Source organism: Billgrantia endophytica, from assembly GCF_002879615.1.
Lineage (GTDB): Bacteria > Pseudomonadota > Gammaproteobacteria > Pseudomonadales > Halomonadaceae > Halomonas > Halomonas endophytica.
In genome coordinates, this window is record NZ_PNRF01000012.1 from 318,820 (window position 1) to 331,351 (window position 12,532).

Genomic DNA, 12,532 nt, shown 5'->3' on the forward strand with positions numbered 1-12,532 from the left:
TAGGGTTTCTATGGCTGGAAATGCGCAGCAGCAGTCACGCCTGAAGGAGTTGATCGCGCGCGGCAAGGAACAGGGCTACCTGACCTATGCCGAGGTCAACGACCACCTTCCCGAGGATATCGCCGATCCCGATCAGGTGGAAGACATCATCGGCATGATCAATGACATGGGTATCAGCGTCGTCGAGGTGGCACCCGACGAAGACACGCTGATGATGTCCGATCACTCCGCTGACGAGTCGGCCGCCGAGGAAGCGGTGGCGGCACTGGCCGCGGTAGAGAGCGATGTGGGTCGCACCACCGACCCGGTGCGCATGTACATGCGTGAAATGGGAACCGTCGAGCTGCTGACGCGTGAAGGCGAGATCGAAATCGCCAAGCGTATCGAGGAAGGTACCCGCGAGGTCATGTCCGCATTGGCCTGGTTGCCCGGGGCGGTGGATTCCATCCTCAAGGCCTACGATGCCACCCAGGACGAGGAAGCGCCAGGGCGCCTGTCCGACCTGTTCTCCGGCTTCATCGACCCCGACGAGGGCATTCCGGGCGTCGCCGAAGCGGAAGTTCCCGAAGAGGAGCTTCGTGACGACACCGAGAGCGAGGGAGACGACGAGGCCGACGACGAGGCCGAGGAAGAGACCGTGGGCGGTCCCGATCCCGAGGAAGCCAAGGCGCGCTTCGAGCAGATCCGCGAGCAGAACGAGCTGGTACGCCTGGCCATCGAGACGCATGGTCGTGCCAGTGCCGAAGCCCGGGCCGAGATGACTCGCCTGGCCGAGCTGTTCTCGCCGATCAAGCTGGTGCCCAAGCATTTCGAGCGCCTGGTCAACCAGGTGCGGATCAGCGTCGAGCAGGTGCGTACCCAGGAAAAGGCGGTCATGCAGCTGTTCGTCAAGAAGGCTCGCATTCCGCGCAAGACCTTTATCAAGGCGTTTCCGGGTAACGAGTCTCGCAAGGGCTGGCTCGACGACTTCATTGCCAATCATGGAAAGTATGCGGATCGCCTTGCGCCCCTTCGTGGCGACATTCTGCGTTCCCAGCGCCGGATCGCCTTCGAGGAGGATATGGTCCAACTGGCGGTGCCCGAGCTCAAGGAGGTCAACCGCAGGTTGTCCATTGGCGAGGCCAAGGCACGTCGGGCCAAGAAGGAAATGGTCGAGGCCAACCTGCGCCTGGTCATCTCGATCGCCAAGAAATACACCAATCGTGGTCTGCAATTCCTGGATCTGATCCAGGAAGGCAACATCGGCCTGATGAAGGCGGTGGACAAGTTCGAATACCGCCGCGGCTACAAGTTCTCGACCTATGCGACCTGGTGGATTCGTCAGGCAATCACTCGCTCCATCGCCGACCAGGCGCGCACCATTCGTATCCCGGTGCATATGATCGAGACCATCAACAAGCTCAATCGCGTCTCGCGACAGATGCTGCAGGAAATGGGGCGTGAGCCGACGCCGGAAGAGCTGGGTGAGCGTCTCGAAATGCCCGAGGACAAGGTGCGCAAGGTGCTCAAGATCGCCAAGGAGCCGATCTCCATGGAGACGCCCATCGGCGATGATGACGATTCCCACCTGGGCGACTTCATCGAGGACAGCACCATGTTGCTGCCGGTGGACCTTGCCACCGGAGAGGGGCTGATCGAGGCCACGCGCAACGTGCTGGGCGGGCTCACGGCCCGTGAGGCCAAGGTGCTGCGGATGCGCTTCGGTATCGACATGAACACCGACCATACCCTCGAGGAGGTTGGCAAGCAGTTCGATGTCACCCGCGAGCGTATCCGTCAGATCGAGGCCAAGGCGCTGCGCAAGCTGCGTCACCCGTCGCGCTCCGAGCCACTGCGCTCGTTCCTCGACGAGTAAGCGCGCTTCTCGCACGGTCTGGTATGAAAACCGAAAACCCCGCCGGCCGCGGGGTTTTTGTATGGTGTGCCAGGGTGATGGCTGATCCCCAATCCGGCAGGCGCCCTGGAGTGTGTAGCTTGTCTAGGGAGAGTGGCCTGCCAGATGCCAGCGCCGCGCCAGCAGTGTGAGCTCGATGACGGCGATCAGTATCAGCGCGTAGCCGAACAGCTCGACCACTTCTTCCGCCGCGTCCTTGAAGGTGCGCACATAGCGTTCCTGCAGCACGGCTTCCCAGAAGGCACTGCGTCCATAGAGGCGTGAGAACACATAGGTCGTCAATACGCCCGAGGCGAACAGGCCGAAGGAGAAGCTGTTGGCGTAGCTGGCGAACTCCACCACAAAGCGGCGGTGCTCACGAATCACCCAGAACAGGATAGGCACGATGAGCAGCGTCACCAGCACCTTCCAGGTGTGCCGGGCCACCCAGGTGTCCAGCCAGTAATCCTGTTCGCGGATCAGCGAACTGAACACGAAGGCGAACATCAGCAGGGTGACGGTGGGCAGCACCTTGAGTACCATTCGGGTGTAGAGCAACAACAGCGAGGCGCTCAGCAGCAACACGCTCTGGGTCAGTTCGGTAAAGCCATACTCCGAGAAGCGGATCTCCTCGCGGCCCATCGCCTCGAGATAGGCACCCTGGGCCAGCGCGGCAACGAACAGGATGTAGAGAGCGGCCCTCACACAGATGGCAGTGAAGCTGATCGGCCAAGGCTGGCCAGCAGGAAGCTTGTGGCGCATGTGTGGTTCCGTCCGTTGGTTACATGCAAAAGTGTATGTATTGTAGCGCCACCTCCCGCTGTTGCCTATCGGGTCGTATGGTTCCTGCTCAGGACGCAGTGGAACGCCCGGCTTCCTCGACTATCCAGTCATGCACCGCGGCGACGCGACGATCGTCCAGTGCACCGCTGGTGTGTACGATGCCGTAGCGCTTGCCGGTTGGTATTCGCTGGGGAAAGGGGGCGATCAGGGCGCCCGTTTTCAGCTCATTGGTGAGCAGCGCCTGACGAGCGATGGCCACACCCATGCCGGCGATGGCGCCCTCCATGGCCAGTCGGTGGCGATTGAAGGTGTAGCCGCGTCGCACATTGATCGGTATCGCTTCTGCCTCATGCAGGTAGTGCTCCCACTCGGCATAGGGGTGACCGCCGCGCCAGGCGGTGACGTCGTGCAGCAACGGGTACCAGGCCAGGTCGCCTGGCTGACCGAGGGCCGGTCGGTGTCGCAGTAGCGCGGGCGCGCAGACGGGGAAAATCACTTCCTCCATCAGTGGTGTGATGGAGAGCCCGGGGTAGTGCCCGTCATTGAGGTCGATGGCCAGATCGAACTCGCCCTCGCGCAGCGACAGGCTGCTGTCCTCGGCAATGATCTGCAGCTCGATATCGGGAAAGCGTGCTTGCAGCCGTGGCAGGCGTGGCATCAGCCATTTGCTGAGAAAGGCAGGTACGCTGCGCAGTCGTATGATGCCGCTCATCACGCCACTGCGCAGTCGCTTCACCTCGAGACCGACCGACTGGTAGGCCTCTTCCACCACGTCGGCAAGCCGTTGCCCTTCTTCGGTCAGCTCCAGGCGGCGCGGCAAGCGACGAAACAGCTTGAAGCCAAGGCGTGTCTCCAACTGCTTGATCTGCTGGCTGACGGCTCCCGTGGTCACATGCAATTCTTCGGCGGCGCGGGTGAACGAAAGGTGGCGCGCACTGACGGCAAAGACTTTCAGCCAGGCGTGGGTCTGGGCGTGCAGTAATCGGCTCATGGTTTAGCTATTCTATAGTCAAGAGGAGTTATTCTCGTTTGTCTGGTGCTCACCAAGCGTCCACCATAGTGTCATGAAATGCCTGAATGGCAATTGTGTTTAGTATGGCTCATGTATTCGGGCCGTGACCGACTGGCCGCGACGACATGATCGGCAGGGCCGGTCTCTGAGGTGTTCCGATGGCAATCAGCGTATTCGACCTGTTCAAGATCGGCATTGGTCCGTCCAGCTCCCATACGGTAGGGCCGATGCGTGCCGCCTACGATTTCATCCAGGCGTTGCGCAAGCAGGACCTGCTGGAGCGCGTGACGCGTGTCGAGGTACGACTCTTCGGTTCGCTTTCCGCAACCGGCAAGGGCCATGGCACCGATCGGGCAGCGATCATGGGGCTGATGGGGGAGCGGCCTGACCGGATCGACCCGGCCATTGTCGCTCCTTGCCTTGAAGAGCTCTTCGAATCCAATACGCTGCTGCTCGACGGCCGTCTTTCAATTCCCTTTCTCTGGGCGCGTGACATGCAGTGGAACGACGAGTGCCTGCCCTATCATCCCAACGCCATGACGCTGATTGCCCATGGTCATTCGGATGAACGGTGGCGTAACACCTTCTATTCGGTTGGTGGCGGCTTCGTGATCGACGAGGCACAGGCCGAGCGGGGAGAGCTTGACGCCGACACCACGACCTTGCCCTATGACTTCAATTCCGCCGCCGAGTTGATGGCGCTGTGCCGTATGCATGATCTGCGGATCAGTGAACTGATGCTGGAGAACGAGAAGGCATGGCGCAGTGAGGACGAGGTGCGAGCCGGCCTCTGGCAGGTCTGGGAGGCCATGCAGGCCTGCGTCGAAACCGGTCTTCAGAAGGAGGGCGTGCTGCCGGGCGGGCTCAATGTCCGGCGCCGTGCCGCAACGCTGCACCGTCACCTGTTGGCAGCGGAGGATGACCCCTGTCTGATCGCATCGACCTTCTCGGCCATGGACTGGGTCAATGTCTTTGCACTGGCGGTCAATGAGGAGAACGCTGCCGGTGGCCGGATGGTCACCGCCCCGACCAACGGTGCTGCCGGGATCATACCGGCGGTGCTTCACTACTATATGAGGTTCAAGTCCGGCGCCAGCGAGCGCGACGTGGTGGATTTCCTGCTCGCCGCCGGCGCGGTGGGCATCCTGTGCAAGAAGAACGCTTCCATTTCCGGTGCCGAGGTAGGGTGCCAGGGTGAGGTCGGCTCTGCCTGTGCCATGGCGGCGGCCGGGCTTGCCGAGGTCATGGGTGGCAGCGTGGCCCAAGTGGAGAATGCCGCTGAGATCGGTCTTGAACACAACCTGGGGCTGACCTGCGATCCGGTAGGGGGGCTGGTACAGGTACCCTGTATCGAGCGTAATGCCATCGCCTCGGTAAAGGCCATCAATGCGGCCCAGATGGCACTGCGAGGTGATGGGGAGCACTTCATCTCTCTGGACAAGGTGATTCGTACCATGCGCGATACCGGCCGTGACATGCAGGCAAAGTACAAGGAAACCTCCCGTGGCGGCCTGGCGGTCAATGCCATCGAGTGTTGAACGTTCAAAGACGCTTTCGTATCAACCCCCTATGCTGAATCCACGCGATGCCCTATGCGGCATCGCGTTTTTGTTTGCAAACTATTGCCGTGAGACCTTTCTACTCCATTGGTCGAGTTCAACGTTTCAGGTGTTGCCCCACGGGTATCTCTCCTCTAGCTTACGTTAACGTAAAGGTTAGAGGCGCCGGTTGGCACTGCGGCCGCCGCCTTCACGACAAAGACAACAAATCAGCGCGAATCGCCAGCGGCGATCCAGAGAGGACGTCATGACCCAGGAGTTCATACTGGAAACTCGCGGGTTGACCAAGCAGTTTCGTGGCTTCACCGCCGTGGACGATGTCAATCTGCAGGTTCGGGAAGGACATATCCACGCCTTGATCGGCCCCAATGGAGCCGGCAAGACGACCGTTTTCAACCTCCTCACCAAGTTCCTGCCGCCAACCCGCGGCGACATTCTCTATCGCGATCAGTCGATCACGAAGATGAAGGCCAACGAAATCGCCCGGCTGGGCCTCGTGCGCTCCTTCCAGATTTCCGCGGTGTTTGCGCACATGACGGCGCTGGAAAACGTCCGGGTGGCGCTTCAGCGGCCCATCGGTACCTCGTTCCACTTCTGGAAGTCCGAGCGGACCCTGGATCACCTCAATGATCGCGCCATGGAACTGCTCGAGCAGGTGGGGTTGGCGGATTACGCCGACGTGCTGACGGTGGAAATGCCCTACGGACGCAAGCGGGCCCTGGAAGTGGCGACCACGCTGGCCATGGAGCCCACCCTGATGCTGCTCGATGAGCCGACCCAGGGCATGGGGGCCGAGGATGTCGACCGTATCGTCGAGCTCATCCGCCAGGTGGCGAAGGGGCGTACCGTGCTGATGGTGGAACACAATCTCAGCGTGGTGAGCCGGCTGTGTGACCGGATCACCGTACTGGCACGCGGCGCCGTATTGGCCGAGGGCGACTACAAGGCCGTATCCGCCGACCCGCGTGTCAAGGAGGCCTACATGGGCACCGAGGCAGTGGCAGAGGAGGCCGGAGCATGACTCAACTGGCCGAGCAGCCCGTTGCTGCCCCGCATCGTGAACATGCCGATGCCGACATGCTGCGGGTCAGCGACCTGCATGCCTTCTACGGTGAATCCCATATTCTCCATGGGGTCGACTTCAACGTTAAGCGTGGTGAGCTGGTGACACTGCTTGGCCGTAACGGTGCCGGGCGAAGCACCACGCTCAAGTCGATCATGAACATGGTCGGCCGGCGCACCGGCTCGATCCTGATCAACGGGAACGAGACGCTCGACATGAAACCGCACCGCATCCCCAGGCTGGGTGTGGGCTACTGTCCCGAGGAGCGTGGCATCTTCGCCAGCCTCGACGTCGAGGAGAACCTCCTGTTGCCCCCCACCGTGCGTTCCGGTGGCATGAGCCTCGACGAAATCTACGACATGTTTCCGAACCTCTATGAGCGTCGTCGCAGCCAGGGCACCCGCCTCTCCGGTGGTGAACAGCAGATGCTGGCCATGGCGCGCATCCTGCGCACCGGCGCGCGCATGCTGCTGCTCGACGAGATCACCGAAGGCCTGGCACCGGTTATCGTCCAGACGCTGGGCGAGGTGCTGGTCAAGCTCAGGGACCGCGGCATGACCATCGTGCTGGTGGAGCAGAACTTCCGCTTCGCCGCGCCGCTTGCCGATCGCCACTACGTGATGGAGCACGGGCGCATCATCGAGGAGATCTCGGCGGCCGAACTGCCTTCGAAACGCGATCACCTCCATACCCTGCTGGGGGTCTGAGCGCGAGGCGCCCAGCAGCCGGTTTACACGGGCCGCTTCGGCGGCGATATCACAACCATAATTGCAGCTTTCGTTACCACAACCGAAGGAGCGACGCCTGCAGAGCAGGAATCGCCACAACAACAAGCAGCCCCGTGGGGCTACGGAGACGAAAATGACCTTCATGAAGAAGACTCTCGCCAGCAGCATCGCCATCGCCGCCGCCACCGCTCTGGTCGCGACCTCCGCCCAGGCCGAGATCAGCGACGGTGAGGTGCGCATCGGCTATCTGGCCGACATGTCCGGTACGTACCGTGACCTGGCCGGTCCGGGTGGCCTGGAGGCCCTGCGCATGGCCATCGAAGACGTCGGCGGCGAGGTCGCAGGGGCACCGATCGAGGTCTTCAGTGCCGATGACCGCAACAGTGCCGACGTGGGCGCCAATACCGTGCGCGAATGGATCGACACCCGCAACGTCGACCTGGTTGCCGGTCTGGTCGCCTCCTCGGTGGTCATTGCCGCGACCCGCGTGATCGCGGAGAACGATGGCCTGGGCATCGTCTCCGGCGCGGCGGCGTCCAGCATCACCGACGAGCACTGCACGCCGAACCATATCCATTGGGTCTACGATACCTATCCGCTGGCCAATGGTACGGCCAGGGCCATCGTCGAGCAGGGCGGCGATAGCTGGTTCATGCTGACGGCCGACTACGCCTTCGGTCATGCCCTCGAAGGCGACGTGACGTCGGTAGTGGAGGAGAGTGGCGGTGAGGTCATCGGCCGTGTGCGCCACCCGTTCCCGACCGACGACTTCTCCTCCTATATCCTCCAGGCCCAGAGTTCCGGCGCCGGGATCATCGGCTTGGCCAATGCCGGTGCCGATACCGTCAACGCCATCAATACCGCCAGCCAGTTCGGTGTGGTGGAAGCCGGCCAGCAGCTCGCCGGCCTGCTGGTGTTCCTCAACGACGTCCATGCCATGGGGCTCGAAACCACCCAAGGGTTGCTGCTGACCACCGGCTGGTACTGGGACATGGACGACGAGAGCCGCGAGTGGGCCGAGCGCTACTACGAGCGGGTGGGTCGCATGCCGACCATGGTTCAGGCGGGCATCTACTCCAGCACCCTGCACTATCTCAATACCGTGGACGAGCAGGGCACCGATGACCCCGAGATCATTCGGGCGGCCATGGCGGAGAAGCCGGTCGAGGACTTCTTCTCCCGCAATGGTTACATTCGCGAGGATGGCCGCATGGTGCACGACATGTATCTGGCCCGGGTAAAGACCCCGGAGGAGTCCAGTGGTGAGTGGGATCTCTACGAAATCCTGGCCACCATTCCTGCCGAAGAAGCCTACCGGCCGCTTTCCGAAAGCCAGTGCCATCTGGTCCAGAACTGAGCGGTGCAAGACACGGCGGCGGCCCCTGGCCGCCGCTCCTCTGACGGCGAGGAGAACCTAACATGACGATGATATTCGGGGTGCCGTTGGCGGTGTTCATGGGCCAGCTGCTGCTGGGCCTGATCAACGGTGCCTTCTATGCCTTGCTGAGCCTGGGCCTGGCGGTGATCTTCGGCCTGCTGAAGATCGTCAATTTCGCCCACGGGGCGATGTACATGCTGGGTGCCTTCGCCACCCTGCTGGGAATGCGCTACCTGGGTATCAACTACTGGGCGGCGCTGCTGCTGGCACCGCTGTTCGTGGGTCTGCTGGGGATGGTGATCGAGCGTCTACTGCTTCGCCGTATCGGTCACCTGGACCACCTTTATGGGTTGCTGCTCACCTTTGGCCTCGCACTGATTTTCGAAGGTTCGCTGGTCAATTTCTTCGGTGTGTCGGGGGCGCGCTATCCGACACCGGACGCCCTGCAGGGCGGCTACCAGTTGGGCTTCATGTTCCTGCCCATCTATCGCGCCTGGGTATTGCTGGCGGCTCTGGTCGTCTGTCTGGGCACCTGGTTCATCATCGAGCGCACGCGGCTTGGCGCCTACCTGCGGGCCGGTACCGAGAACCCCGCCCTGATGCAATCCTTCGGCGTCAACGTACCGCTATTGATCACGCTGACCTATGGCTTCGGTGTGGCACTGGCCGCCTTTGCCGGCGTACTGGCGGCACCGCTCTACCCGGTTTCTCCGACCATGGGGTCCAATCTGCTGATCGTGGTCTTCGCCGTGGTGGTCATCGGGGGCATGGGCTCGATTCTGGGCGCCATCCTCACCGGCCTGGGCATGGGCCTGATCGAAGGCCTGACCAAGGTGTACTACCCCGAGGCAGCCAACACCGTGATCTTCCTGGTCATGATTCTGGTGTTGATGCTCAGACCCGCCGGGCTCTTCGGCAAGGAGGCATGACATCATGGCCACGACTCAAACCCTGACCCCTGCCATGGAACGCCAGCGTCGCGCCAACCTGCGCCGCAATGCCTTCTATCTGGCGTTGATCGCCATCGGCCTGGTCGCTCCCCTGGTGGCCTATCCGGTGTTCCTGATGAAGGTGTTGTGCTTCGCGCTGTTCGCCTGCGCCTTCAATCTGCTGCTCGGCTATGCCGGCCTGCTCTCCTTCGGGCATGCCGCTTTCCTGGCCACCGGGGGTTACGTTACCGGCTACCTGCTGTCGAGTCATCCGGGGCTGACGCCGGAGCTGGGCATTCTCACAGGCACCGCCGCGGCTGTACTGCTGGGCGTTGCCTTTGGCGCCCTGGCCATTCGACGGCAGGGCATCTACTTTGCCATGGTAACGTTGGCGCTGGCGCAACTGATGTTCTTCTTCTACATCCAGGCGCCGTTCACCGGCGGTGAGGACGGCCTGCACGGCGTGCCGCGAGGGCATCTGTTCGGCGTCATCAGCCTGCGCAGCAACCTGGCGATGTACTACTTCGTGTTTGCCATCTTCCTGTTCGGTTTCGCCATCGTGCAGCGTGCCGTGCACTCGCCCTTCGGCCAGGTGCTCAAGGCGATTCGCGAGAACGAGCCGCGGGCGATATCGCTGGGCTACAACGTGGATGCGTACAAGCTGCTGGCCTTCGTGATCTCCGCCGGGCTGGCGGGCCTGGCCGGATCCACCAAGACCGTCGTCTTCCAGTTGGCGTCGCTGACCGATGCCCACTGGCACATGTCGGGCGAGGTCATTCTGATGACACTGCTGGGCGGTGTCGGCACCCTGTTCGGCCCCATCGTGGGTGCCGGGCTGGTGGTCAGCCTGCAGCACATGCTGGCGCAGTCGCCGCTGGGCAACTGGGTAAACGTCATTCTGGGCCTGATCTTCGTCATCTGCGTGCTCAGCTTCCGCAGCGGCATCGTGGGTGAAGCCATGAAGATGTACCGCAAGAACTTCAAGTGACCCTGGCGACTTGCCGCCAGGCCCGCTCATGAATCGCTCTTCGGCGCCCTGCGGGGCGCCTTCTGAGCCTTTGTTCAAGATGGCCGTGTTTCCTGGGGGGCCGGCAGCACCTCACCTATGTGTGTCACGAGGTAATCGATGAACTGGCGGACCTTGGGTGAGCGATGACGATGGCGAGGGTAGACCGCCCACACGGCGGTGTCGCTGTGGTGGTAGGCATCGAGTACCGACACCAGTTCGCCCCGGGCCAGGTGCTCCTCGATGTAATAGTCCGGTAACTGTGCGAGCCCCAGGCCCTTCAGGGCGGCATCGAGCAAGGCCGGTCCCGAGTTGGCCTGCCAGGCACCTTCGACCCTGATTTCCCGGCGGACACCCTCCACATCGAATCGCCAATGGTCTCGAGAGCCGACCAGGCAGCGGTGGTGGGATAGCTCGGCGAGAGAGTGGGGCTGCGGGTTGCGAGTGAAATACTCCGGCGAGGCGACCAAATATTCGCGGCGCTCGCAGATTCGTCGAGCGATCAGCGTCGAATCCTTGAGAGCGCCCATGCGGATGGCGATGTCGTAGCCCTCATCGATGATATCCACCTGTCGATTGGTGAAATGCATGCGCACATCCAGTTGGGGATGCAGGCAGAGAAAATCATTGATGAGCGGTGCGATGAAGCGCTCGCCAAACGTCGTCGCCGAGGTCAGCTTGAGTACGCCACGTGGACGAGCCTGGAGGTCATTGATGGCCGCTTCGGCTTCCCGGAAGCCATCGAACAGGTGATGGCAGTGCTCATAGTAGAGCGCTCCGGCATCGGTCAGACGAATCTGGCGAGTGGTACGGTAGAGAAGGGTGGTGCCCAACTGGTTCTCCAACTGGCTGACCAGGCGGCTGACATGGGAGTTGGAAACCTTGAGCTGGCGCGCTGCCGCAGCAAAGGTGCCAAGTCGCACGACTTCCACGAAGGCTTCGATTCGATCCCAGCGCTGCATTGGTGATCTCCGGCATTGGCTCGGCATTATTGCTCACTAGCAACAATGTAGTGTATTTGGTGCAGGTAATCCCGTGCCATGTCATGACATAGACTACGGTCATTGCATCAATGTCATGAAGGAGCGCCCCATGAAATCACGTGCCGCCGTCGCCCTGGCTGCCGGCAAGCCGCTGGAGCTTGTCGAGATCGACGTCGAAGGGCCCAAGGCCGGCGAGGTGCTGGTTCGTATCGCGGCCACCAGCGTCTGCCACACCGACGCCTTCACGCTCTCCGGCGCCGACCCGGAGGGGCTGTTCCCCTCCGTGCTCGGCCACGAGGGCGCCGGCATCGTCGAGGAAGTCGGCCCCGGCGTCACCAGCCTCAAGCCCGGCGACCACGTCATTCCGCTCTATACCGCCGAGTGCGGGCAGTGCAAGTTCTGCCGCTCGGGCAAGACCAACCTGTGCCAGGCGGTGCGCGCCACCCAGGGCCAGGGGCTGATGCCGGATGGCACCTCGCGTTTCTCGCTGGAAGGCAAGCCGCTGCACCACTACATGGGCTGCTCCACCTTCAGCGAATACACCGTGCTGCCCGAGGTGTCGCTGGCGGTGGTCTCGCCGGAGGCCCCGCTGGACAAGATCTGCCTGCTCGGCTGTGGCGTCACCACCGGCATCGGCGCGGTACTCAACACCGCCAAGGTGGAGCCTGGCTCCACCGCGCGGTGTTCGGCCTGGGCGCCATCGGCCTGGCGGTGATCCAGGGCGCGCTGATGGCCAAGGCCAGCCGCATCATCGCCATCGACGTCAACCCGGACAAGTTCGAGCTGGCCCGCCAGTTCGGCGCCACCGACGTCGTCAATCCCCGGGAGCACTCGGACCCGATCCAGCAGGTGATCGTCGACCTCACCGATGGAGGCGTGGACTACTCCTTCGAGTGCATCGGCAACGTCAACGTGATGCGCGCGGCGCTGGAGTGCTGCCACAAGGGCTGGGGCGAGTCGGTGATCATCGGCGTGGCGGGGGCCGGCGAAGAGATCTCGACGCGGCCGTTCCAGCTGGTGACGGGCCGGGTGTGGCGTGGCTCGGCGTTCGGCGGCGTGAAGGGCCGGAGCGAGCTGCCGGGCTATGTGGAGCGCTACATGAACGGCGAGATCAAGATCGACGAGTTCATCACCCACGACATGCCGTTCGAGACGATCAACGAGGCCTTCGACCTGCTGCATGCCGGAAAGAGCATCCGTACGGTGCTGCACTATTGA

The 12,532-nt window shown here is 62.4% G+C and carries 10 protein-coding genes and 1 pseudogene; 8 read left to right on the forward strand and 3 right to left on the reverse strand.

Annotated features, from left to right (window positions below; translation table 11 throughout):
• Window positions 1–10: 10 nt before the first annotated feature.
• Window positions 11–1,855 (forward strand): RNA polymerase sigma factor RpoD, encoded by a 1,845-nt coding sequence (gene rpoD / locus C1H69_RS06615; RefSeq protein ID WP_102652593.1) that lies wholly within the window; start codon window positions 11–13, stop codon window positions 1,853–1,855.
• Window positions 1,856–1,978: 123 nt separating this feature from the next.
• Here rpoD and C1H69_RS06620 read toward each other — a convergent pair whose 3' ends face one another.
• Together C1H69_RS06620 and C1H69_RS06625 are read right to left on the reverse strand one after the other, a co-directional pair.
• Window positions 1,979–2,635 carry a hypothetical protein gene (locus tag C1H69_RS06620; protein WP_102652594.1) on the reverse strand — a complete coding sequence of 219 codons (657 nt, stop codon included), beginning with the start codon at window positions 2,633–2,635 and terminating at the stop codon, window positions 1,979–1,981.
• 88 nt (window positions 2,636–2,723) lie between these two features.
• Window positions 2,724–3,647 carry a LysR substrate-binding domain-containing protein gene (locus C1H69_RS06625; protein WP_102652595.1) on the reverse strand — a complete coding sequence of 308 codons (924 nt, stop codon included), beginning with the start codon at window positions 3,645–3,647 and terminating at the stop codon, window positions 2,724–2,726.
• Window positions 3,648–3,826: 179 nt separating this feature from the next.
• Here C1H69_RS06625 and C1H69_RS06630 point away from each other — a divergent pair, with 179 nt between their 5' ends.
• The 6 genes from C1H69_RS06630 (at window position 3,827) to C1H69_RS06655 (ending at window position 10,313) form a co-directional block, all read left to right on the forward strand.
• Window positions 3,827–5,206 carry an L-serine ammonia-lyase gene (locus C1H69_RS06630; protein WP_102652596.1) on the forward strand — a complete coding sequence of 460 codons (1,380 nt, stop codon included), beginning with the start codon at window positions 3,827–3,829 and terminating at the stop codon, window positions 5,204–5,206.
• A gap of 268 nt (window positions 5,207–5,474) precedes the next feature.
• A complete protein-coding gene (locus tag C1H69_RS06635) occupies window positions 5,475–6,248 on the forward strand; it encodes an ABC transporter ATP-binding protein (RefSeq protein ID WP_102652597.1) in 774 nt (257 codons plus the stop codon).
• Window positions 6,245–6,997 (forward strand): ABC transporter ATP-binding protein, encoded by a 753-nt coding sequence (locus tag C1H69_RS06640; RefSeq protein WP_240609844.1) that lies wholly within the window; start codon window positions 6,245–6,247, stop codon window positions 6,995–6,997. The genes C1H69_RS06635 and C1H69_RS06640 overlap by 4 nt, the downstream gene beginning before the upstream one ends.
• A 154-nt stretch (window positions 6,998–7,151) precedes the next feature.
• Window positions 7,152–8,375, forward strand: coding sequence for an ABC transporter substrate-binding protein (locus tag C1H69_RS06645; RefSeq protein ID WP_102652598.1), 1,224 nt, complete (start codon window positions 7,152–7,154; stop codon window positions 8,373–8,375).
• A 62-nt stretch (window positions 8,376–8,437) separates the two neighbouring features.
• A complete protein-coding gene (locus tag C1H69_RS06650) occupies window positions 8,438–9,325 on the forward strand; it encodes a branched-chain amino acid ABC transporter permease (RefSeq protein ID WP_102652599.1) in 888 nt (295 codons plus the stop codon).
• Window positions 9,326–9,329: 4 nt separating this feature from the next.
• Entirely contained in the window at window positions 9,330–10,313 is a 984-nt protein-coding gene (locus tag C1H69_RS06655; RefSeq protein ID WP_102652600.1) for a branched-chain amino acid ABC transporter permease, read from the forward strand.
• 74 nt (window positions 10,314–10,387) lie between these two features.
• Here the strand turns inward: C1H69_RS06655 and C1H69_RS06660 are convergent, their stop codons facing one another.
• On the reverse strand, window positions 10,388–11,293 hold the full coding sequence (locus C1H69_RS06660; RefSeq protein ID WP_102652601.1) for a LysR family transcriptional regulator: 906 nt from the start codon (window positions 11,291–11,293) through the stop codon (window positions 10,388–10,390).
• A gap of 130 nt (window positions 11,294–11,423) precedes the next feature.
• Between C1H69_RS06660 and C1H69_RS06665 the strand changes: the two are divergent.
• A pseudogene (locus C1H69_RS06665) lies at window positions 11,424–12,532 on the forward strand (S-(hydroxymethyl)glutathione dehydrogenase/class III alcohol dehydrogenase).

Coding starts and splice junctions, on each gene's coding strand:
- C1H69_RS06640 (WP_240609844.1), top strand. CDS start 6,245: ATGACTCAACTGGCCGAGCAGCCCGTTGCTGCCCCGCATCGTGAACAT.
- C1H69_RS06630 (WP_102652596.1), top strand. CDS start 3,827: ATGGCAATCAGCGTATTCGACCTGTTCAAGATCGGCATTGGTCCGTCC.
- C1H69_RS06620 (WP_102652594.1), bottom strand. CDS start 2,635: ATGCGCCACAAGCTTCCTGCTGGCCAGCCTTGGCCGATCAGCTTCACT.
- C1H69_RS06655 (WP_102652600.1), top strand. CDS start 9,330: ATGGCCACGACTCAAACCCTGACCCCTGCCATGGAACGCCAGCGTCGC.
- C1H69_RS06660 (WP_102652601.1), bottom strand. CDS start 11,293: ATGCAGCGCTGGGATCGAATCGAAGCCTTCGTGGAAGTCGTGCGACTT.
- C1H69_RS06625 (WP_102652595.1), bottom strand. CDS start 3,647: ATGAGCCGATTACTGCACGCCCAGACCCACGCCTGGCTGAAAGTCTTT.
- rpoD (WP_102652593.1), top strand. CDS start 11: ATGGCTGGAAATGCGCAGCAGCAGTCACGCCTGAAGGAGTTGATCGCG.
- C1H69_RS06650 (WP_102652599.1), top strand. CDS start 8,438: ATGACGATGATATTCGGGGTGCCGTTGGCGGTGTTCATGGGCCAGCTG.
- C1H69_RS06645 (WP_102652598.1), top strand. CDS start 7,152: ATGACCTTCATGAAGAAGACTCTCGCCAGCAGCATCGCCATCGCCGCC.
- C1H69_RS06635 (WP_102652597.1), top strand. CDS start 5,475: ATGACCCAGGAGTTCATACTGGAAACTCGCGGGTTGACCAAGCAGTTT.